Source organism: Ruegeria sp. BE9 (assembly GCF_056538765.1).
Genome location: NZ_JBQFTS010000003.1, coordinates 154777 through 175989 on the forward strand (window position 1 = coordinate 154777; position 21213 = coordinate 175989).

Consider the following 21213-nt stretch of genomic DNA (forward strand, 5'->3'; position numbering starts at 1 on the left):
CAGCACCATCTTGTTTTAACGTAGCCTGAATGGGGCGGGCAGCTAACGGCCTATGCGCGTTTCTCGCCGATGGTCGTCACGCCCAGAACAGAAAGAACCTTTGCCTCAATCTGTTCGGCATTCATCCCCGCAACGGCGTACATGTCTGCCGGGCTGGCCTGATCGATGAAGGTATCCGGCAGCACCATGGATCGGTACTTCAACCCGTGGTCAAATACGCCTTCGTCCGACAAAAGCTGTGCCACGTGGCTGCCAAAGCCGCCAACAGCGCCCTCTTCAATGGTGATCAGCGCCTCGTGGTTTGCGGCCAGATCGAGGATCAATTCACGGTCCAGCGGTTTGGCAAAGCGGGCATCGGCGATCGTGGGGGTAATCCCACGGGCCGAGAGCGCTTCGGCTGCCTTTTGGACTTCGGCCAGGCGCGTACCGAACGAAAGCAGAGCAACCCGCGCGCCGGTCTGAATTACACGGCCCTTGCCGATCTCAAGAACTTCACCGCGTTCAGGCAGGTCAACACCCACGCCTTCGCCTCGTGGGTAACGAAACGCGATAGGCCCTTCGTCATGTGCCGCAGCGGTGGCGACCATGTGCATCAGTTCGGCTTCGTCGGCAGCGGCCATTACGGTCATGCCCGGCAGGTTGGCCAGATAGGCGATGTCAAAGGAACCGGCATGGGTCGCTCCGTCAGCACCCACCAGACCAGCACGGTCGATGGCAAAACGTACAGGCAAGCGCTGAATGGCCACATCGTGCACAACCTGATCGTAACCGCGCTGTAAAAAGGTGGAGTACATGGCGCAAAACGGTTTCATTCCACCAGCTGCCAATGCCGCTGCAAAGGTCACACCGTGTTGTTCGGCGATTGCCACATCGAAACAACGGGAAGGGTAGCGTTCCGCAAACAGGCTTAGCCCGGTGCCGTCCGGCATCGCGGCAGTCACGGCAACAATCTTATCATCCCGTCCGGCCTCTTCGACCAGCGTCTTGCCAAATACCGAGGTATAGGATGGTGCGTTGGAAGGTGCTTTTTGCTGTTTGCCCGTTACCACATCGAACTTTGCAGTCGCATGGCCTTTGTCTCGCGCCTGTTCAGCGGGGGCGTAGCCCTTGCCCTTCTTGGTCAGCACATGAATCAGGATAGGGCCGGTCGCCCGCGCCTTGACTGTGCGCAAGACCGGCAGCAGTTGATCCATGTCGTGCCCGTCAAGCGGGCCGATATAGGAAAAGCCCAACTCTTCGAACAACGTGCCTCCGACAGCCATGCCTTTGAGCATTTCCTTGGCGCGTTTGGCTCCCTCGCGGAAGGGTTCTGGCAACAGCGACACAGCGCCCTTGGCAGCGGCTTTCAGATCGTGAAAAGGAGCTTCGGAGTAAATGCGTGACAAATAGCTGGATAATGCGCCAACTGGCGGGGCGATGCTCATCTCATTGTCGTTGAGGATAACAATGAGGCGCTTCTTCAGATGCCCGGCGTTGTTCATTGCCTCGAACGCCATACCCGCTGACATCGAGCCATCGCCAATCACGGCAATCGCGTCACCCAACCCCTCGGGTGTTACACCTCCCAGATCTCGCGCGACGGCAAAACCAAGCGCGGCACTGATTGAAGTGCTGGAGTGCGCTGCTCCGAATGGGTCATAGGGGCTTTCGCTACGTTTGGTGAATCCGCTGAGGCCGTCCTTCTGACGCAGCGTGCGGATACGGTCGCGCCGTTCGGTCAGAATCTTATGGGGATAGCACTGGTGACCAACGTCCCAAATGATCTTATCGCGGGGTGTATCGAAAACTGCGTGCAAGGCTGTCGTCAATTCGACCACACCAAGGCCAGCGCCCAGATGGCCACCGGTAACCGAGACGGCGGAAATCGTCTCGGACCGCAACTCTTGGGCAACCTGGTGCAACTGCGCGTCTGAAAACTGTTTGAGATCCGCAGGGCGGCTCACAAGATCCAGCAGAGGCGTGTTCGGGCGGTCAGACATTTGGCGCGTTCCTGGCTTAGCTGTCCCGGGCAATAACGAAGCGTGCGGCGTCCTTCAAGGTTTCAGCCGAAGGACCGTAGCCATCCAGTGCTGCGCAGGCTTGATCAACAAGCTCTGTTGCGCGGATCTTGGCTGCATCCAAACCGAGCAAGGAAACGAACGTGGCTTTTCCAGCCTCGGCATCCTTTTGCAGGCGTTTCCCGGCTTTTTCGGCGTCACCTTCAATATCCAAAATGTCATCCGCGATTTGAAAAGCAAGCCCAAGGGCTTGGGCATATTGGCGCAAGGGTTCGGGATCGGCTTGCGCAAGTCTTGCCCCTGCGCAAGCCGACCATTCGATCAATGCGCTGGTTTTGCCTGCCTGCAGGCGGGTAATTTCGGTCAGCGTCAACGGTGTGGATGCCGATTCTGCCGCAATATCCAAAGCCTGACCCAGTACCATACCTTGTGCACCGCTGGCTTTTGCCAGTGTTAGAGCCATTTCGGCCCGAACCTCGGCGTTGCCTACTTCGGGGCGAGTGCACAGTTCAAAGGCTAGCGTTTGCAGCGCATCTCCGGCCAGAACGGCGGTACCTTCATCCCATTTCACATGAACTGTTGGCCGTCCGCGACGAAGATCGTCGTCGTCCATGCAGGGCAGGTCGTCATGGACCAGAGAATAAGCGTGCAATGCCTCGATCGCCGTTGCTGGCCAGATTGCCCGATCATCGCTGACGCCATGCAGGCGTGCGCTTTCCAGAACCAGAAACCCGCGCAGCCGTTTGCCGCCTTGGGTCGTGTAGGCCATCGCATGGGTCACATCGAGATCGTCCAATGCGCCCAGAACCAGATCAAACTGATCCTGAATCTGCGCGGCGTCCTGCGCTAGCTTTTCACGAAACATTTACTGGCCTTCGACAGGTATCGTCCCGGTCGGCTGACCATTGGCATCAAGTGTGATCGCGGCCACTTTTTCTTCGGCCCGCTTCAACTCGTCCTCACAGCGTTTTTTCAGCGCCGCGCCGCGTTCATACAAGGCGATCGACTGGTCCAGCGCCACATCGCCGCGCTCCAGCTGGCCAACCACGGCCTCAAGCTCTTTCATCGCCTGTTCAAATGTCATCTGATCAACGGGAGTCTCGGTCATCGGGCTGCCTTCATCAATTCTTCCACATGGGCGCGTGTCGCCTCGGCCAGTGCGTTCAGATCATACCCGCCCTCCAGAGTCGAGACGATACGTCCCTCGCAAAGCTCATCGGCAATCTTGCACAGCTCGGCCGTGACCCATGCGAAGTCGCCTGTGGACCAATTCAGATTTGCCAGTGGGTCATCCTGATGCGCATCAAATCCGGCTGAGATGATGATCAATTCCGGTTTAAAGGCCCGCAAACGAGGGAAGGCTTGATTTTCATAGGCCGCGCGCATTTCTGCCCCACCGGTTCCGGGTGCCAATGGGATATTCAGAACAGTTTCATAAGAACCAGTTTCATCCGGGCGTCCCGATCCAGGCCAAAGCGGCATCTGCTGGCTGGTGATCACCAGCGCGCGTTTCTCGTCCCACAGCAAGTCCTGCGTGCCATTGCCGTGATGGACATCGAAATCCACGACAGCGACCCGGTTCAGCCCGTGATGGTCAAGCGCATGTTTCGCTGCCAAAGCTGCGTTGCCGAATAGACAGAAGCCCATAGCCGTATCGGTTTCGGCATGATGCCCCGGCGGCCGGATCGCGCAAAACGCGTTCGGAGCTTCGCCACCCATAACCATGTCAACCGCACGCACAACGGCGCCGGCTGCGCGGTATGCAGCATCCACTGACCCCGGAGACATGAACGTGTCACCGTCAATCTGCTTGAAGCCGTCCGAAGGACGCGAACTCCGAATATCTTGGATGTAACTTTCGGGATGAACGCGTAGCAGATCATCATCTGCTGCCAAAGGCGCCGTGACCCGCTTAAGGTCGAGGGCCTCCAATGCGTGCAGAATATGCTCCAGCCGCGCAACGCGCTCTGGATGCCCGTCCGGCGTCACATGCCCAAGGCAATCCGCATGAGTCAAAAGCGCGGTCTTCATCACGATCCCCTATTCGTCTCGGTGAACTTCTGCTGGCCGTCAGTTCAGAGCCGTCGGCAAGCTGCCAAATCAATCCGGTGCCAACATATACCCGGCACCACGCACAGTCTGCAAATACCGCGGCTGCTTAGGGTCTTGTTCGATTTTGCGACGCAGACGGGTGATTTGTACATCTACCGCGCGCTCTTGCGCTTGACCTTTGTCGCGCCCCAGATCCTCTACCAGCTTGGCGCGGCTGATGGGCTCACCGGGTTGGGCCGAGAAAATCTTCATCAGCTGACTCTCGGTTGCCGTCAGTCTCACAGGTTCTTCGCCTTGCCACATCTCACCACGTTCCACGTCATACCGGATTGGGCCGAGGTTGAGGATCTTGGTAGCGGTGTCTTGCGCCGGTGTTTCCGGCATCCTCCGCAGGATGGCGTTAATTCGCAACAACAGCTCTTTCGGCTCGAACGGCTTGGCCAGATAGTCATCTGCCCCAGCCTCAAGCCCGGCAATGCGGTGCTCGGTCTCGCCGCGCGCTGTTAATAAAAGGATCGGTGTCGTGTGCGTTTCGCGCAGGGTTTTGGTGAGGCTGACCCCATCCTCGCCGGGCATCATCACATCCAGCACGATCATGTCGAAATCCAGGCCGGACAGAACCCGCCGCGCATGTGCCGCATCGCGGGCCGCCGTAACCAGAAAACCGCTCCGCATCAGGAACTTCTTGAGCAGATCACGAATACGCTCATCATCATCGACGATCAGCAGATGGGCGTCCATTTCGCTCATGAGGTAGTATCCCGAAGTTTTGTGTAAGCATGACGCATATCAGCATCCATCATTGCTTCAAGCACTTTACGAAATCCTGAAACGGCCTCGGGGCCTGCATCTTTGTAGGCTGCACGCATCCGAACGCGCTGAGCTTCGGACAGTTTGGCCTCAAGCGCCTTGCCGTTTTCCGTCAGAAACAAGTGTCGCTCTCGCTTGTCGACAGTGCCCACGCGGCTTTCGACAAGACCATCCTCGATAAGGGTCCGAAGCACTCGATTCAACGACTGTTTCGTTACACCAAGAATGGCCAAAAGGTTGTTGACCGTTGTTCCCGGCGCGCGGTTGATAAAGTGGATTGCCCTGTGATGCGCCCGCCCATAGGCCATCTGCGCCAAAATGCGATCTGGGTCCGCAGTAAAGCCGCGATAGGCGAAAAACATCGCTTCGATCCCTTGTCGAAGCTGTTCGTCGGTCAAAAACAACAAGCTTTCACCGCCAAAGACTTGGGCGGGACGCGTATCCGACATAGTATGCCTCATTCGTTACACATGCCGACTTTATGTCAGCGTTATTGACATTCCAATAGTGGACAGGTATCGAATCGCAGTTTCTGCGCAACTTTATGTCCGCATCGGACTTAATTGGCGCAACAATCGGAAAATTCAACCCGGTTAGGAGGTTTCGCATGGCGGGGTATGATGATCGTGATGGTGTCATCTGGTTGGATGGCAAACTGGTACCCTGGCGCGAAGCCAACGTGCACATTCTGACACACGCCATGCACTATGCCTCATCCGTGTTCGAAGGTGAGCGCGCTTACAATGGTAAAATCTTCAAAAGCCGCGAACATTCGGAACGTCTTATTGCTTCGGCCGAGGCGCTGGACATGCCGATGCCCTATTCGGTGGACGAGATCGAGGCGGCAAAAGAAGAAGCGCTGAAAGCCAGCGGTCTGCAGGATGCATATGTTCGCGCGCTGGTCTGGCGTGGCTCGGGCGAGGATATGGGGGTGGCATCGGCCAAGAACCCGGTGCGCATGGCCGTGGCCGTTTGGCCCTGGGGTGCCTATTACGGTGACGCCAAGATGCAGGGTGCCAAGCTGGACATCGCGGAATGGAAGCGCCCCAGCCCCGAAACCATCCCGGTTCACGCCAAGGCGGCGGGTCTCTACATGATCTGCACTATCTCGAAGCACAAGGCCGAGGCCAAGGGCTGCTCGGACGCCTTGTTCATGGACTGGCGCGGTTACGTGGCCGAAGCAACCGGGGCCAACGTGTTCTTCGTCAAGGACGGTGAGGTTCACACGCCGCTGGCCGATTGCTTCCTGAACGGTATCACCCGCCAGACAGTGATCCAGATGCTGAAAGACAAGGGCATCACCGTCCATGAGCGCCGCATAAAACCCGAAGAAATGGCCGACTTCGAACAGTGCTGGCTGACCGGTACCGCGGCCGAGGTCACCCCGGTCGGGCAGATCGGCGATTATACCTTCGAGGTCGGAGACCTGACCCGCGAGATCGCCGCTGATTATGAGGCGCTGGTTCGCGCCTGATCAGGCCGGCCGCTGATTTCTGGAACCCCCGCTGTTGGCGGGGGTTTTTCTTTGCCTGCCGTTCAAGACTTTGTGCAGATCGTTCAGATGGCTGGACGAAGGCGCATCCGAGTGTAGGTTAACCCCATGTTGGACCTGCTCAGCGATATCCTCACGCGATTGTCCCTTAGGGGCACGTTCTACTTTCGCACCTCTTTCACGCCGCCATTCGGCGTTCAGGTTCCCGCTTTTCAGAACGTGGCCCGGTTTCACTTTGTTCAACGTGGGGAATTGAAGGTTTTTGTCTCTAACACAGGCGAAACCCTGCGATTAAAGCAGGGTGACTTGATCCTAATTCCACACGGTTCTGCCCACGCCCTGCTATGCAACGAGGTAAAGCCAGTGGATGCGCTGCCGCTTGAGCAGGTGTTGGAGGATGCGGGCTATCAGGGCGATGGCGTCCTGATTTACGGCGGTGAGGACAAAAGTCGCGATACCCAGCTGATCTGCGGTCATTTCTCGTTTACCGGCCCGCCGGGGCGCCAAGGCACAGGGCACATGTTAATCGATCGTCTGCCACCTTACATTTTGATCGAGAACTACGGAGAAGAGGCCGGAGCCTGGATCGAGGCCACCCTGCGCATGATAGGCTCCGAGGTCAGTGGCGCCCGTATCGGTGGAGATCTGATCGCCCTGAAACTGTCCGAGGTGTTGTTCGCACAGGCCATCCGGGCCCATCTTGAGCATCAAAGCCCCACCGACACCGCTTTGGCGGGCTTCGCCGACCCACGTATTTCTCGCGCGCTGACTGCCTTTCACCAAGCCCCTGCGCAAGAGTGGAGCGTTGAGTCTTTGGCGCGCGAGGCTGGCATGTCTCGCACCGCCTTTGCGCAGTTGTTTGCAGAAAAGATGGGGACCACACCCATGCAATACCTGACCGACTGGCGGATGCAGATTGCCTGCCACGGGTTGACCGAGGCCCGGTGGAACGTGGCGGATGCCGCTGCCGAGGTTGGCTATGCTTCGGAGGCTGCCTTTTCCCGCGTATTCAAAAAACAGATTGGCCTTTCACCGGCTGCCTATAGGTCTATGCACTAATCGGACTCATATCCGCACGATCTGCAAGGTTTTGCGAACGATCCAGAATTAAACGTTCAGAAGCTCTTTCTTAACTTGGGGCTATACCAAGCAAGGAAAGGAAATTTAGATGTCTGTTCGTTTTGTTAACCGCACCATACACGCCTATCTGGACTATCCGGTTGCCCTCGCACTGATGGGGCTGCCATTTGTTCTTGGGCTTGGGCAATCCAACCCGATGGCGTTGTGGCTGTCTGTGGTCACCGGGGTCGCAGCCTTTACTCTAACGGTGCTGACGGATCACCATCTCGGTGTATGGCGGGTGCTGCCCTACAAATTCCATCTTGCCGTTGATCTGTTGGTTGGCGTTGTGTTTCTGGCCGCGCCCAGCCTGTTTGGGTTCTCGGGTCTGGATGCGATATACTATTGGCTGAACGGCGCGGCGGTGGTCGCCGTCATCTCGCTCAGCACGCCGGAAGAGGGCGTAACGGCCTGAGCAACCTAATCACAAGTGTCACAATATCATCGTGGTACTTTCAAAAATCTGAGCCGCTTGTTTTACAAACAGGCGGCTCACTGCCGCTCACCAATCGCGTGATCCACAAGGGTCACCAGACAGGAGAGCCAGTATGACCCGAATCCTTCGCCCCAACCGCCGTGCCTTCTTGGCTGGCAGCACCGCCTTTGCCGCATCACTGTCGATGCCCGCAATCAGCCGCGCGTCGTCGCGCCCCGTGTTCACTCACGGTGTGCAGTCAGGTGACGTCGATATGAGTTCGGGCATGATCTGGACCCGCACCGATCGTCCTGCGCGTGTGATGATGGAAGTGTCGACCACAGAGAGCTTCGCCGATGCCCGCCAGTTGCCCCCGATGGACGCCATTCCAAACAGCGACTTCGCGGTGAAGCGATTGGTTGACGGACTGCCCTCGGATCAGGATGTCTTCTATCGGTTCGTGGCCGCCGATCTAAGCGACATCAACGTCGTATCAGAGCCTATTATTGGCCAATTCCGCACCGCCCCGTCCGAACGCCGCAATATCCGCTTTGCTTGGTCAGGTGACACGGCCGGGCAGGGCTGGGGTATCGACGATGAAGGGATGCGCACTTATGCCACGATGGCGCAGCATCGGCCTGATTTCTTCATCCACTCTGGCGACACGATATATGCCGATGGTCCGATGAAGGACGAGGTTGAGAAAGACGGCCAGTTGATCTGGAAAAACACCACCCTGATCGATGAGAAACGCAAGGTCGCTGAAACGCTGGAAGAATTTCGTGCCCAGTGGAAATACAACATGATGGACGAGCACGTGCGTGCGATGAACGCAGTCTGCCCGACTTTCTTTCAATGGGATGATCATGAGGTGGTCAACAACTGGTCGGACGCTAAAGACCTGATTTCGGATGACCGCTATACCGAGAAATCGGTGCACGTACTGCAATCCCGCGCGGGCCGTGCGTTTCACGAGATGACTCCGCTGCGGATTACGCCGGCCGAACCGGGGCGCGTTTATCGCAAGATCTCATACGGACCGATGTTGGACGTGTTCTTCTTGGACCTGCGCAGCTATCGCGGGCCGAATGGTCCCTCAATGGAGGATGAAATCACCGATAAGTCCCGCATTCTGGGGGCCGAGCAATTGGCTTGGCTGAAACGTGAGTTGGCGGCTTCTCAAGCGACCTGGAAGGTAATTGCATCCGATATGCCGATTGGATTGATCGTGTGGGACAGTTGGAAAGACCAAGCTGGCGCTGAGGCAATCGCAAACGGTGACAACGGACCGGCAAAAGGGCGCGAGCTCGAGATCGCTGACCTCCTTCGTTTCATCAAAACAGAAGGCATCTCCAATACTGTCTGGTTTACGGCCGATGTTCACTACACTGCAGCGCACTACTATGACCCTAACACGGCTCAATATCAGGATTTCGAGCCATTTTGGGAGTTCGTTTCCGGCCCGCTGCACGCAGGAACCTTTGGTCCGAATGCATTGGACGGTACCTTTGGGCCGCAGGTGAAATTCGTCAAAGCTCCGACGGAAGAGCAAGGCGTCAATCTGCCACCAAGTGCGGGATTGCAGTTCTTTGGTCTGGTCGACATCGACGGGGCGACCCAGCAGATGACCGTGCGCCTCATGGATCGTGCAGACACCGAGTTGTGGTCGGTGACTCTGGACCCTCAACCTCAGGGTATCTAACTCCCCGCCGCGTTTTGTCCGAGATTGTTCAAAGACGAGGTGTTTTTTGCCCTTGAAAAATCCGAGTAAAATAGTCAGATAACGAGCAACGCCAGATGCAGCGACATTTGGTACAGAGTTTCGAGGCGGTTTGCAGGCTTAGCGCATGAAATGGTGAGAGCTTGCCGCCGCCTCGGAAACGAATGATCGGAAGGAAATATGGGCGATCCGCTGGACGAAATCATGGCACGGCACGAAGCGGCAACCGCTTGCGGTTGCAACTGTGACGATGACTTTTGCGCCTATGTAGAAAAGAAGAAACTCGACCCAACAACCGGAGGGGTTGAGCGCTTGCCTAACAGCGCTGCCAATCGTCGCGGTTCAGTTCGTTATCTCAACGAAAACCCGCAAGGGTAACAGCCCCGAACCGGGGCTGTTTAGTCTCTAAACTTAGAAATCAACGCCGCGCTGAGCTTTGATTCCGGCTTGAAATGGGTGTTTTTCTTCGGTCATTTCGGTGACAAGGTCTGCATAGTCGCGCAGCGCTTGCGGTGCATCGCGGCCCGTCAGGAACACGCTGGTCTTGTCGGACCTCTCATTCAATCCGTCGATCACTTGGTCCACCGATAGGTATTCGTAGCGCAGAGCTATGTTGATCTCGTCCAGAACTACCAGATCATACTCTCCGCTGGACATCAGCGCTCGTGCCTTGTCGAAGGCGGCGTTGGCGGCGGCGATGTCACGCTCCTTGTCCTGCGTGTCCCAGGTGAAGCCTTCGCCCATCGTGTGCCAGGTGACCAGATCGCGCTCCTCGAAAAAGCGCCGTTCGCCAGTTTTCCATTTCCCCTTGATGAACTGAACCACGGCAACCTTCTGGCCCCATCCCAATGCGCGGATCACCACACCAAACGCGGCCGAGGATTTACCTTTGCCCTTGCCGGTGTTGATCAGCACCAGCCCACGTTCCGGGTCGACGGCCTCGGACACTTTCTTACGGTGCTTGGCCTGCACCTTCTGCATCTTTTTCTTGTGATCTTGTGCGTCGCTCATGAGCGGAACCTTTCCTGATGTTGCGCCCAAACTAAGCGAAGTTTGCCAAAGGTAAAGATCAGGACTTCGGATCCGGGGCCGACTTATCCTTCCCGCGATCCACCCCCAATTGGCGTTCGCGCAGGATGACCAATACGTTGCCCGAAATGACCAGCGCTGCGCCACCTAGCATCACAAGTGTAGGCAGCTCATCGAACCAGACATAGCCAATGACAATAGCAAACAGCATAGTCGTATAATCATATGGGGCCAGCATTGAGGCCTGGCCATAGCGATAGGACGACGTAACAAGGATCTGCGCGACACCCCCAATAAGCCCCATAAAGGCCAATATTAGAGCCTGTTCAAGCGTCGGCATCGTCCAACCCCAGAAAGCGGTCAGGGATGAAAGCAACGTAGCGGTCAGCGAGAAGTAGAAGACTACTGCGGCGGGATGATCGACCTGTACCAGTTGCCGTATGTGGATCTGGACGAAAGCCCGTGCCATGGTCGCTGCCAGTACGCAGAGCGCGCCAATGGTGGCGGCGGTGTCCATGTTGTTGCCGCCCAGACGCGGCCAAATCATGATCAACACCCCCAAAAGGCCAATGGCGACCGCTCCAATACGGATCATGCGGATTCGCTCACCCAACATGACGGCGGCCAGAATCAGGGTGAAGATCGGCGTTGCGTAACCAATCGCTGTGACCTCGGGCAGGGGCAGCAGACTAAGGCCGGTAAAGGTTAATCCCATGGCGCTGGTTCCCAGAACGCCGCGCCAGAAATGTCCCATTGGCTTTTTGACCACCAAACCTTGCGCCAATTCACCCCGATATACCAACCAGCCGATGATTACCGGAACCGCAAAGAGCGAGCGGAAGAACACCATCTCGCCGGGCGGAAAGTCGTCCGACAACGCTTTGACCAGCGCTTGCATCGATGTGAACAGCACCAGTGCACTGAGTTTCAGCGACACGGCTAGAACAGGTCGGTGCGATGTTAAGGGTTTTGCCATCGGCGCGACCCTGCGCCTTTACTTTGCAAAGATCAACGGCCCGATCAGCGTGTCACCCAGGTTTCAGGCAAAGGGCTGCCAATCTCTTCGGCGAACTCTTCGAGAAAGCGGATCATGCGTAAGACTCGGTCCTTTGCGATCTGCTTTCCCGGCTCCGTTAGCATGTCATCCGGCAGGCTCAACAGCTTTACCTTCCAGTGATCCAGCGAATAGTGCAGATCGTCCAGCGGCCGGTTTGCCGCGAAAGGGTCGGCCGCATCGTAAAGCGTTCGTCCAAGTGCGCCCGAGACGGAAAAGTTCCGCGCGATCCCTATGGCCCCGAGCGCATCCAGTCGGTCTGCATCGCGCAGAATGCACGCTTCGGACGTTTTGGGGGTGATATTGGCAGAAAAGCTATGCGCTTCGATTGCGTGTTGAATGGCGCTGATTTGCTTTGGGTTGAAACCCAATTCCCGCAAAATAGGCTCTGATTCCTGCGCGGACCTGCGAGAGGCCAAATGACGCTCAGGGTCATCTTTTGGCAGGTTGACCAAATCGTGCAGATAGCTGGCGGCTAACAATACGGACTTGTCGGTCGCATCACCGGCTATTTGCTGAGCATTCACCCAGACCCGGTCCAGATGGGCCAGGTCATGCGCCGGATCGGTTTCCATGAGCTGCGCAACGACTGCGCGCAGGCGCGAACGCAGATCAGCCGATCCGTCCACGATTCTCTCCGATTTGACCGCGGTGCAGCAGAAGGTGGTCGAGAATTACACAGGCCATCATCGCCTCACCGACAGGAACTGCTCGGATGCCTACGCAGGGATCGTGGCGACCCTTGGTGATGATCTCGGTTTCCTCGCCTGATTTGGTAATGGTCTTGCGCGTTGTCAGGATCGACGAGGTCGGCTTCACGGCAAAGCGGACAACCACGTCTTGTCCGGTTGAAATACCGCCCAAAATACCGCCTGCGTGGTTCGAGCTGTATTGTGGTCCATTCTGACCCATGAAGATTTCGTCAGCGTTGGCTTCGCCGGTCAATTCAGCGGCGGCCATACCTTCGCCAATCTCAACGCCTTTCACCGCATTGATCGACATCATCGCTGCGGCCAGATCAGTGTCTAACTTGGCATATACAGGCGCGCCGATACCAGCAGGAACACCGCGGGCCACGACCTCAACCACGGCTCCGACTGAGTTGCCGGATTTGCGCAGATCATCCAGATATTCGGCCCAATCCTCGGCTGCTTGGGCGTCAGGTGTCCAGAACGGGTTCTGTTCAATCTGAGACCAGTCGAAATTGGCGCGGTCGATCTTATGGGGCCCGATCTGAGTCATATAGCCCGTGATCTGCACGTTCGGAGCGATTTGCTTGATTGCCTCCCTGGCCAAGCCGCCAGCCGCTACGCGTGATGCGGTTTCACGGGCCGAGCTGCGTCCGCCACCGCGATAGTCGCGGATTCCGTATTTCTGCCAATAGGTGATGTCAGCGTGACCCGGACGGAACTTGTCCATGATGTCACCGTAATCCTTCGAGCGCTGATCAGTGTTCTCGATCATCAACTGCACCGGCGTTCCGGTGGTCTGACCCTCGAATACGCCGGACAGGATTTTCACCTGATCGGGCTCGCGCCGTTGGGTGGTGAACTTGTTCTGGCCGGGTTTGCGCTTGTCCAGCCAGTGCTGGATCATCGCTTCGTCGATCTGAACGCCCGGCGGGCAGCCGTCAACTGTCGCTCCCAAAGCGGGCCCGTGGCTTTCACCCCAGGTGGTGACGCGGAAAAGGTGTCCAAAGCTGTTCATCGACATGGGGCGTGCTCCTTTGCGCGATGTGATTAGCGGGCGCAGGGCTTGGCCTCAAGCGGATTTGCGCATCACGCGGGACGCGCTGCCCAATGGGCAACGCGTTTGTGCTTATGAAAAAACAGGCAGATCAGGCAGCCCGGGTGATTTTCGCACGGGTTTCGGTGATCTTTAGGGCGGCTTGGGCGGCCTCGCGACCCTTTTCCACGAAATGGTCTCGGTAGATGGCGTTGTGGTGATCTGTTTCCTGATACTGATGCGGAGTAAGCGAAACAGACAGAACTGGAACGCCCGTATCCATGCCTGCGCGCATTAGCCCATCGACTACGGCCTGCGCCACGAAGTCGTGCCGGTAAATACCGCCGTCAACGACAAAGGCCGCGCAGGCAACAGCGGCGTATTGGCCAGTTTGGGCCAGATCGCGGGCCAATAGTGGCATTTCGAACGCACCCGGTACGTCGAAGACGTCGATTTGTTCGGCGGGGATGAGTTCCTGAAACCCATCAAGCGCACGGTCAACAATATCGGAATGCCAGTTGGCTTTGATAAAAGCATATCGGGTGTGTGTCATCATGATCTCCTTTCGCAACAGACACGTCACCCAAGGCGATCACGAGCGGACACGCCGCAAGGCGGCGCATCAGCACGTTCTCTTTCATCCGGACTTTAACCGTCGGCTCTGGCCTCTCACCAGATCTGCTGACACCTCTACAACCAAGGCCGCTCGCGGGCTTACGGGTCATGCCCGCATACCGCCGGTGGGGAATTTCACCCCGCCCTGAGAACAAGGCGGACCTTGCATAGAACGGAACGGTTCTGCAAGAGGTTTGCGAGGAGGACCGTTATGCACCCGAACCCCGCATTTCGCACCGCAGAGCGCACCCGTAACATCGCTTTTGCGCGTGACCGTTCCTTTGGGGTGTTGGCCGTGTCGACACAGGACGCGCCGTTGATCAGCCATGTTCCTTTCTTGCTGAGCAAAGACGGAACGATTGCCGAGCTGCATCTGGTACGGTCGAATCCAATCGTCAGAACGTTGACCAAGATGCAAAGCGCCAAAATCGCGGTGTCAGGGCCTGATGGGTATGTTTCGCCTGATTGGTACGGGGCCGAGGATCAGGTGCCGACATGGAACTATGTGGCCGTGCAACTTGCCGGGCAGCTTGAGTTGCGTCCGCAAGCCGAGTTGCGTGGTCTTCTGGACCGGCAGTCCGCATTCTATGAGCAGCGGTTGTTACCCAAGCCACCTTGGCATGCTGATAAGATGTCTAAAGGGGCATTGGATCGCATGATGCGAATGATTGTGCCCTGCAAACTGCACGTGGAGGATATCCAGGGTACGTGGAAGCTGAATCAGAACAAAACAGATGAAATGCGTCTTGCTGCAGCTGATCACGTGGAGTCAGCTGGATTCGGCGCCGAGGTCACGCAGCTGGCCACGTTAATGCGGGAAACGTGACCAGCCAGGGTGCTTATTCGTTGAACGTCGCCAAATAGGCTGCGATGTCGTCAGCGCCTTTTTTCAACTTCACGCTCATATTCGGGCGAGCGGTTTCGTCGCCCAGATATTCCTGAATGAAAACGATGGGGTTTTTTGAGTAAGCTGCGATATTTTCCTGGGTCCAAACCAGCCCCTCTTCCCCGGCGCGGATCATGTCATCTGTGAACATGCCGACCGGAAGCCGCTCGCTGCCGTAGCGATAGTCGTTTTCAGATCCGGCAACGCGTCCGACCACACCATAGAGATTCGGTCCGGTAATTCCGCCTTTGACGAGAATTTCGCCATCTTTGATGATCGCATGGCAAGAAGAGCAGCGGTTATAAAGTTTTTCACCTTTCGCCGGATCACCGGCGGCCGTGGCTTGAGACGAGAGAGCCAGTACGAAGACCAGCGCAGATGCAAAGAACTTTGACATAGAGAACGTCCTGCTAAGATTTGGCGTATGCTGCGCCTTCCTGCATTCCCGTTAAAAGTGCAATCGAAATCAAACAACCGTAAGTGGTTGTGAAACATCTATTTTATGCTCATAATTTAGCTATCTCAAATTCGCGCTAAAGTTGAAATTTGCGTGGCAAAAGTTCGTCAAAACTTTGAACGTGGCGAGGTTGGGCCGGGGCTTTGGCGTGTCTTATTGGCGGACCTGTTTAGGTGAGTCGCGAATTCGAATCAGGGTAGTTCAACACTCGTTCGTTCGGCGGATTTCCCCGCTTAAACCCGTCAGAAGCTTGAAAATTTGCCCCTCCGTTGTGACATGAATGCCCAGATGCGGCGTAGTGCGCGCCTATGACCGCTGGACGAACCGATTTCTCCCGGCTAGATACCCGCGTTGAGACACCGCATCCGTGCGGTGCGCGAGCTTTATGCCCATTCGTGGGCGCCAGAAAATCGGAGATAACCTCGTGTCCCACGCTGAAGACCACGAAGGCACCCGCAGAGATTTCCTCTACTACGTCGCTGGCGGCGCAGGTGTCGTTGCTACGGGGGCAGCTGTTTGGCCCCTCGTCAACCAAATGAATCCATCGGCAGATGTTCAGGCGCTGTCCTCGATCCGCGTGGACGTGAGCGGCGTTGAGCCGGGCACGCAGCTGACCGTAAAGTGGCTGGGTAAACCTGTTTTCATCCGTCACCGCACCGGTGCCGAGATCACAGAAGCGCAGGAACAGGACGCTGAAGGCGTTGCCGCACTGCCTGACCCGCTGGCACGTAACGTGAACCTGCCGGCCGACGCACCTGCAACCGACGCCAACCGCGTGATGCCATCGCCAGAAGGCGAAGCCCCTGGGGCATGGCTGGTACAGATGGGCGTATGTACACACCTGGGTTGTGTGCCTTTGGGTGATGCTGGCGACTTTGGTGGCTGGTTCTGCCCCTGCCACGGTTCGCACTACGACCTTGCTGGTCGTATCCGTAAAGGCCCCGCGCCAGAAAACCTGCCTGTTCCCCCCGCGGAATGGGTAGACAACAGCACAATCAAGCTCGGCTAAGGGAGACCTAACTAATGTCCGGAATTCCCCACGATCATTACGAGCCGAAGACAAACGGCGAAAAGTGGCTGAACAGCCGCCTGCCCATCGTCGGCCTACTGTATGACACCCTGATGATTCCTACACCCAAGAACCTGAACTGGATGTGGATCTGGGGTATCGTGCTGACCTTCTGCCTCGCGTTGCAGATTGTCACCGGTATCGTTCTGGTGATGCACTACACCCCGCATGTTGACCTGGCCTTTGCCAGCATCGAACACATCATGCGCAACGTGAATGGCGGCTATATGCTGCGTTACCTGCATATGAACGGCGCATCGCTGTTCTTTGTTGCGGTTTACATCCACATCTTCCGTGGCCTGTTCTACGGCTCGTACAAAGCCCCTCGTGAGATCACGTGGATCATCGGGATGCTTATCTACCTGATGATGATGGGTACTGCCTTTATGGGCTACGTTCTGCCTTGGGGTCAGATGTCCTTCTGGGGTGCGACCGTTATCACTGGCCTGTTTGGCGCGATCCCATTCGTTGGTGATGCGATCCAGACCTGGCTGCTGGGCGGGCCCGCGGTGGATAACGCCACGCTGAACCGCTTCTTCTCGCTGCACTATCTGCTGCCGTTCGTTATCGCGGCGCTGGTAATCGTGCACATCTGGGCTTTCCACACCACTGGCAACAACAACCCCACAGGTGTTGAGGTTCGTCGTACGTCGAAAGCTGATGCCGAGAAAGACACGCTTCCGTTCTGGCCCTACTTTGTAATCAAGGACCTGTTCGCTCTGGCCGTCATTCTGGTCGTGTTCTGGGCCGTTGTCGGCTTTATGCCGAACTATCTGGGCCACCCGGACAACTACATCGAAGCCAACCCGCTGGTTACTCCTGCGCACATCGTTCCTGAATGGTACTTCCTGCCGTTCTACGCGATCCTGCGCGCCTTCACCGGTGAGGTTTGGGTCGTTCAGTTCGCCAGCTTCATCACCGGCGGCATCATCGACGCTAAGTTCTTTGGTGTTCTGGCGATGTTCGGTGCGATCCTGGCGATGGCTCTGGCACCTTGGCTGGATACTTCGACCGTACGTTCGGGTAAGTATCGTCCGATGTTCAAGTGGTGGTTCTATCTGCTGATCATCGACTTCTTTGCCCTGATGTGGCTGGGTGCGATGCCTGCGGAAGAGCCCTATGCGACATTCTCGCTGATCGCGTCCGCCTACTGGTTCGCCTATTTCTTCGTGATCCTGCCGATCCTGGGAGTCATCGAAAAACCCGATGCCCAGCCGGAAACCATCGAAGAAGACTTCAACGCGCATTATGGCAAGGCTGACGCCGACGCCACGCCGGCCGAGTAAGAAGAGGGACCGGAAACATGTTCAAGAAACTTGCAATCGGCGCCGCGTTTGCTCTGGCATTGACCCCTGCTGCATCATTTGCAGCAGGTGGCGGTGAGCAGCATATCGAGGACTTCCACTTTTCGTTCGAAGGCCCCTTCGGCACCTGGGATCAAAACCAGCTGCAGCGTGGTCTGCAGATCTACACCGAGGTTTGTGCAGCCTGTCACGGCCTTAGATACGTTCCTTTGCGTGATCTCGAAGCGTTGGGCTACTCTGAAGAAGAAGTTATCGCGTACTCGGCGGCCAACTTCGAAGTGTTCGATCCTGAGCTGGATGATTTCCGCCCGGCGATCCCGACCGACCACTTCCCGGCCAATGATGGTGTTGGCGCGCCGGACCTTAGCTTGATGGCAAAGGCCCGCGCTGGTTTCCACGGCCCTTATGGCCTGGGTATCAACCAGTTGGTCAAAGGCATGGGTGGCGCAGAATACATCGCCTCGCTGCTGGACGGATACACCGGTGAGGAAAAAGAAGAGGCAGGCACCGTTCTTTATGAGAACAAAGCTTTCCCCGGTGGCTGGATCTCGATGGCACCGCCGATCTCAGATGATCTGGTTGAGTTCGCAGACGGTCACCCGGCCACTGTAGAAGCCATGTCAGAGGATATCGCTGCCTTCCTGATGTGGACCGCTGAGCCAAAGATGATGGAACGCAAGTATTCCGGCTTTGTCGGGGTGATCTTCCTCTCCGTTATGTCGGTTCTGCTGTACCTGGTTAACAAACGCCTGTGGGCGCGTGTTAAGGGTAAAAAGACCAGCTAAACGGTCTTTTCCATTGATTTCAAAGGCCCGGTGCTTTGCACCGGGCCTTTTTTGTTTTCAGGTGGCCGGATGCTATGATTGACCCGCCCTTTATTGTTTCGAGGGCCCTTAATTTTTGACCAAATCAATTTAGGAGGACGAATATTGGACACCCAAAGCAATGTCGAAAAGATGCGGAAAGCTTTCGCGGAATGGAACGACTGCAAGGCATCGAACGTCGCCATGTGGGAAAAGTACACAACCGAAGATCTTTGTATGCGCTCACTGGGCCGAGGGCGTTACGGGCTGGACTTCAGCTGCGCACGCGATGGTCGGGCTGAGATGCAGGAATACTTGGAAGACCTAACTAGCGCCTTCGAAATGGAGCACTGGACCCTGAAGGACACTATCGCGCAAGACAATCGTGTCGTCGGCATCGGTGTGTGCGCGTGGATCCACAAAGGCTCTGGTAAAAGAGTTGAAACACCGATTGTGATCATTTGCCGGTTTCGCGACGGCCTGGTCTGCGAATACGAAGAGTTCTACGATACGGCCGCCATTTCAGCTGTCACCGGCTGACCAAGTTTCACGCAGTCAGCTGGCTGCCTGAATGACCGGAAATGGTCGCCTTCACAATCTGCCCCTCGATCTGCGGAGCTTCAAAAGCGACTTCGGTGAATTGCTCGGTCCGGCCCATATGCGGGTTTTCCATCAGAACGTGATGGGTTTTGCCGATTTGATCTGCCAGATGCCTGGCGACCTGAGACTCGCCTACAGCGCGCAAGCGGGCGGCTCGGTCCTTGATAACATTTCCGTTGATCTGCTGTGGTATGCGGGCTGCAGGTGTGCCTTCACGCTTGGAATAGGGAAAGACGTGCAACCAGGTCAAATCGCAATCTGTGACCAGTTTTAGCGAGTTCTCGAAATGCGCCTCGGACTCGGTCGGGAAGCCCGCGATGATGTCGGCGCCAAAGGTCATCTCGGGGCGCAGCTTGCGGGCTTCTTCGGTGAACCGGATGGCATCGTCGCGCAGGTGGCGGCGTTTCATCCGTTTCAGAATCAGGTCGTCTCCGTGCTGCAGTGACAGATGCAGATGGGGCATCAGGCGCGGCTCGGTCGCGATGGCCTGCATCAGGTTCTCATCGACCTCAATCGAGTCGATCGAGCTGATCCTCAGGCGTGGTAAGTCAGGCACCAGTTTTAGGATGCGCATCACCAGATCGCCCAGTTTGGGTTGTGCCGGCAGGTCAGCCCCCCAAGAGGTCAGGTCTACGCCTGTTAGGACGACTTCGTTATAGCCACGGTCCACCAGCCGCTTGATCTGATCAACAACGACACCCGCCGGGACGCTGCGAGAGTTCCCGCGACCATAGGGGATGATGCAAAAAGTGCAGCGATGGTCACAGCCATTCTGAACCTGTACGTAGGCGCGTGACCGGGTTCCGAACCCGTCGATCAGGTGACCGGCGGTTTCGGTGACTGACATAATGTCGTCAACCTGAACGGTTTCAGTTTCGCCAATGAAATCAGCGGCCATGCCTTTCCAGGTGTCAGGCTGCATCTTTTCGGTGTTGCCGATGACTGCGTCGACCTCCTCCATCTGCGCAAACGTCTCAGGTTCGGTCTGAGCGGCGCAGCCGGTCACGATCAGCCGTGCGTTTGGGTTTTCACGGCGGAGCTTGCGAATCTCTTGCCGCGCCTTACGCACCGCCTCGGCAGTTACGGCACAGGTATTCACCACGACGGCATCGGTCAGGCCGGCCTGCTGAGACAGCTCTTTCATCGCCTCAGTTTCATAGGCGTTAAGGCGGCAGCCCAGTGTGGTGAATTTGGGGGCACTCATCCCAGCGACTCCAGAAACTCGGGGGTCAGAGTGCCCGAGAACACATGGCAGGTCGGCCCGGTCATCCAGACCCCATCCTGGCGCCAGTCGATCCATATGGTGCCACCGTCTAGGTCTATTTGTACCTTGCGCCCTGTAAGGCCGCGCCGCGCGGCGGCTACGGCAGTCGCACAAGAAGAAGACCCGGACGCCAATGTGATGCCCACACCACGCTCCCACACACGCATGCGGATGTGGTCAGGCCCGATGACCTGTGCCACCTGCACATTTGTTCTCTCGGGATAGAGAGGATGGTATTCATAGCGCGAGCCAAACTCAGTCAGCGGAATCGCCTCGGCATCTTCGACAAAGAAAGTGCAATGCGGATTGCCCATGCCGGTGGCGGTTGGGCCACCTTCGATCGGCAGTTCCAGTGTGTCGACTTCTTCGGCCAACGGAATCTCGCGCCAGTCCAACTGAGGCTGTCCCATATTTACCGAAGTCAGGTTATTTCCGGCATCGCGCGCAAAAAGCGTGCCGCGCTCTGTGGTCAGGATCAGTTCTGATTTGCCGGTCTCCTCCATCAGAAACCGAGCAATGCAACGCGTCGCGTTTCCGCATGCGGCTGAGGTCGAACCGTCCGCGTTGTAGAAAACAAGATGCGCATCAGATTCGCCGTTTTCGATCACGGCGAGCTGATCGAATCCAACCCCAAACTGCCGATGCCCGATTCCCCGCGCCAGAGCGGGCGTGATTTCAACGTTCTGCGCGCGCGCGTCCACAATGACAAAGTCATTGCCCAGCCCGTGCATCTTCATGAAGGGCAAACCTGAGGTCAGTATTCGTTGCATGGCGCGCATATAACCCTGCGTTGGAAAGGAAT

The 21213-nt window shown here is 56.9% G+C and carries 24 protein-coding genes and 1 riboswitch; of the genes, 10 read left to right on the forward strand and 14 right to left on the reverse strand.

All coding sequences use genetic code 11. The features are described from left to right. Nucleotides 1-50: 50 nt before the first annotated feature. The 6 genes from dxs to ACR0EO_RS11705 form a co-directional block, all read right to left on the reverse strand. On the reverse strand, nucleotides 51-1979 hold the full coding sequence (gene dxs / locus ACR0EO_RS11680) for a 1-deoxy-D-xylulose-5-phosphate synthase (RefSeq protein ID WP_480690048.1): 1929 nt from the start codon (nucleotides 1977-1979) through the stop codon (nucleotides 51-53). A gap of 16 nt (nucleotides 1980-1995) precedes the next feature. Further along, nucleotides 1996-2862 (reverse strand): polyprenyl synthetase family protein, encoded by an 867-nt coding sequence (locus tag ACR0EO_RS11685; RefSeq protein ID WP_480690050.1) that lies wholly within the window; start codon nucleotides 2860-2862, stop codon nucleotides 1996-1998. Beyond that, complete coding sequence (locus ACR0EO_RS11690; RefSeq protein WP_480690052.1) at nucleotides 2863-3105, reverse strand: exodeoxyribonuclease VII small subunit; 243 nt, start codon at nucleotides 3103-3105, stop codon at nucleotides 2863-2865. Further along, nucleotides 3102-4028: a histone deacetylase family protein gene (locus ACR0EO_RS11695; RefSeq protein ID WP_480690054.1), complete on the reverse strand. Its 927-nt coding sequence runs from the start codon at nucleotides 4026-4028 to the stop codon at nucleotides 3102-3104. Before ACR0EO_RS11695 ends, ACR0EO_RS11690 begins: the two co-directional genes overlap by 4 nt. 69 nt (nucleotides 4029-4097) lie before the next feature. After that, entirely contained in the window at nucleotides 4098-4799 is a 702-nt protein-coding gene (locus tag ACR0EO_RS11700; RefSeq protein WP_480690056.1) for a response regulator, read from the reverse strand. Continuing rightward, nucleotides 4796-5308: a MarR family winged helix-turn-helix transcriptional regulator gene (locus ACR0EO_RS11705; protein WP_480690058.1), complete on the reverse strand. Its 513-nt coding sequence runs from the start codon at nucleotides 5306-5308 to the stop codon at nucleotides 4796-4798. The genes ACR0EO_RS11700 and ACR0EO_RS11705 overlap by 4 nt, the downstream gene beginning before the upstream one ends. Nucleotides 5309-5466: 158 nt before the next feature. Here ACR0EO_RS11705 and ACR0EO_RS11710 point away from each other — a divergent pair, with 158 nt between their 5' ends. The 5 genes from ACR0EO_RS11710 (at nucleotide 5467) to ACR0EO_RS11730 (ending at nucleotide 9983) form a co-directional block, all read left to right on the forward strand. Then, entirely contained in the window at nucleotides 5467-6333 is an 867-nt protein-coding gene (locus ACR0EO_RS11710; RefSeq protein ID WP_170426075.1) for a branched-chain amino acid aminotransferase, read from the forward strand. A gap of 126 nt (nucleotides 6334-6459) precedes the next feature. Then, the gene (locus ACR0EO_RS11715) at nucleotides 6460-7410 is read left to right on the forward strand and encodes an AraC family transcriptional regulator (RefSeq protein WP_480690060.1); all 951 of its coding nucleotides are present in this window, start codon (nucleotides 6460-6462) and stop codon (nucleotides 7408-7410) included. Between the two features lie 109 nt (nucleotides 7411-7519). Continuing rightward, nucleotides 7520-7885: an SPW repeat domain-containing protein gene (locus ACR0EO_RS11720; RefSeq protein WP_480690062.1), complete on the forward strand. Its 366-nt coding sequence runs from the start codon at nucleotides 7520-7522 to the stop codon at nucleotides 7883-7885. 133 nt (nucleotides 7886-8018) lie between these two features. Further along, a complete protein-coding gene (locus ACR0EO_RS11725) occupies nucleotides 8019-9587 on the forward strand; it encodes an alkaline phosphatase D family protein (RefSeq protein ID WP_480690064.1) in 1569 nt (522 codons plus the stop codon). Between the two features lie 198 nt (nucleotides 9588-9785). After that, entirely contained in the window at nucleotides 9786-9983 is a 198-nt protein-coding gene (locus ACR0EO_RS11730; RefSeq protein ID WP_480690066.1) for a hypothetical protein, read from the forward strand. Between the two features lie 33 nt (nucleotides 9984-10016). On the opposite strand, the gene cobO is transcribed toward ACR0EO_RS11730, so the two are convergent. From cobO to ACR0EO_RS11755, 5 genes are all read right to left on the reverse strand, one after another. After that, entirely contained in the window at nucleotides 10017-10616 is a 600-nt protein-coding gene (gene cobO / locus ACR0EO_RS11735) for a cob(I)yrinic acid a,c-diamide adenosyltransferase (RefSeq protein ID WP_480690068.1), read from the reverse strand. A 58-nt stretch (nucleotides 10617-10674) separates the two neighbouring features. After that, entirely contained in the window at nucleotides 10675-11610 is a 936-nt protein-coding gene (locus ACR0EO_RS11740) for a DMT family transporter (protein WP_480690070.1), read from the reverse strand. Between the two features lie 44 nt (nucleotides 11611-11654). Then, nucleotides 11655-12317 (reverse strand): HD domain-containing protein, encoded by a 663-nt coding sequence (locus ACR0EO_RS11745; RefSeq protein WP_480690071.1) that lies wholly within the window; start codon nucleotides 12315-12317, stop codon nucleotides 11655-11657. Further along, on the reverse strand, nucleotides 12301-13401 hold the full coding sequence (aroC, locus tag ACR0EO_RS11750) for a chorismate synthase (protein WP_480690073.1): 1101 nt from the start codon (nucleotides 13399-13401) through the stop codon (nucleotides 12301-12303). The genes ACR0EO_RS11745 and aroC overlap by 17 nt, the downstream gene beginning before the upstream one ends. 124 nt (nucleotides 13402-13525) lie before the next feature. Next, nucleotides 13526-13966 (reverse strand): 6,7-dimethyl-8-ribityllumazine synthase, encoded by a 441-nt coding sequence (locus tag ACR0EO_RS11755; RefSeq protein ID WP_480690075.1) that lies wholly within the window; start codon nucleotides 13964-13966, stop codon nucleotides 13526-13528. 72 nt (nucleotides 13967-14038) lie between these two features. Next, nucleotides 14039-14185: riboswitch (FMN riboswitch) on the reverse strand. Between the two features lie 54 nt (nucleotides 14186-14239). Here ACR0EO_RS11755 and ACR0EO_RS11760 point away from each other — a divergent pair. Beyond that, a complete protein-coding gene (locus ACR0EO_RS11760; protein WP_480690077.1) occupies nucleotides 14240-14854 on the forward strand; it encodes an FMN-binding negative transcriptional regulator in 615 nt (204 codons plus the stop codon). Between the two features lie 13 nt (nucleotides 14855-14867). Here the strand turns inward: ACR0EO_RS11760 and ACR0EO_RS11765 are convergent, their stop codons facing one another. Continuing rightward, nucleotides 14868-15311: a c-type cytochrome gene (locus ACR0EO_RS11765; protein WP_480690079.1), complete on the reverse strand. Its 444-nt coding sequence runs from the start codon at nucleotides 15309-15311 to the stop codon at nucleotides 14868-14870. 484 nt (nucleotides 15312-15795) lie between these two features. Here ACR0EO_RS11765 and petA point away from each other — a divergent pair, with 484 nt between their 5' ends. The 4 genes from petA (at nucleotide 15796) to ACR0EO_RS11785 (ending at nucleotide 19087) form a co-directional block, all read left to right on the forward strand. Continuing rightward, entirely contained in the window at nucleotides 15796-16380 is a 585-nt protein-coding gene (gene petA, locus ACR0EO_RS11770) for a ubiquinol-cytochrome c reductase iron-sulfur subunit (RefSeq protein WP_480690081.1), read from the forward strand. Between the two features lie 14 nt (nucleotides 16381-16394). Beyond that, the gene (gene petB, locus ACR0EO_RS11775) at nucleotides 16395-17726 is read left to right on the forward strand and encodes a cytochrome b (RefSeq protein WP_480690083.1); all 1332 of its coding nucleotides are present in this window, start codon (nucleotides 16395-16397) and stop codon (nucleotides 17724-17726) included. A 17-nt stretch (nucleotides 17727-17743) separates the two neighbouring features. Further along, on the forward strand, nucleotides 17744-18529 hold the full coding sequence (locus tag ACR0EO_RS11780; RefSeq protein WP_480690085.1) for a cytochrome c1: 786 nt from the start codon (nucleotides 17744-17746) through the stop codon (nucleotides 18527-18529). A gap of 144 nt (nucleotides 18530-18673) precedes the next feature. After that, on the forward strand, nucleotides 18674-19087 hold the full coding sequence (locus ACR0EO_RS11785) for a nuclear transport factor 2 family protein (RefSeq protein ID WP_480690087.1): 414 nt from the start codon (nucleotides 18674-18676) through the stop codon (nucleotides 19085-19087). A 7-nt stretch (nucleotides 19088-19094) separates the two neighbouring features. On the opposite strand, the gene mtaB is transcribed toward ACR0EO_RS11785, so the two are convergent. Both mtaB and dapF read right to left on the reverse strand, forming a co-directional pair. Next, on the reverse strand, nucleotides 19095-20351 hold the full coding sequence (gene mtaB, locus ACR0EO_RS11790) for a tRNA (N(6)-L-threonylcarbamoyladenosine(37)-C(2))-methylthiotransferase MtaB (RefSeq protein WP_480690089.1): 1257 nt from the start codon (nucleotides 20349-20351) through the stop codon (nucleotides 19095-19097). Beyond that, nucleotides 20348-21190: a diaminopimelate epimerase gene (gene dapF / locus ACR0EO_RS11795; RefSeq protein ID WP_480690090.1), complete on the reverse strand. Its 843-nt coding sequence runs from the start codon at nucleotides 21188-21190 to the stop codon at nucleotides 20348-20350. The genes mtaB and dapF overlap by 4 nt, the downstream gene beginning before the upstream one ends. Nucleotides 21191-21213: the final 23 nt, after the last annotated feature.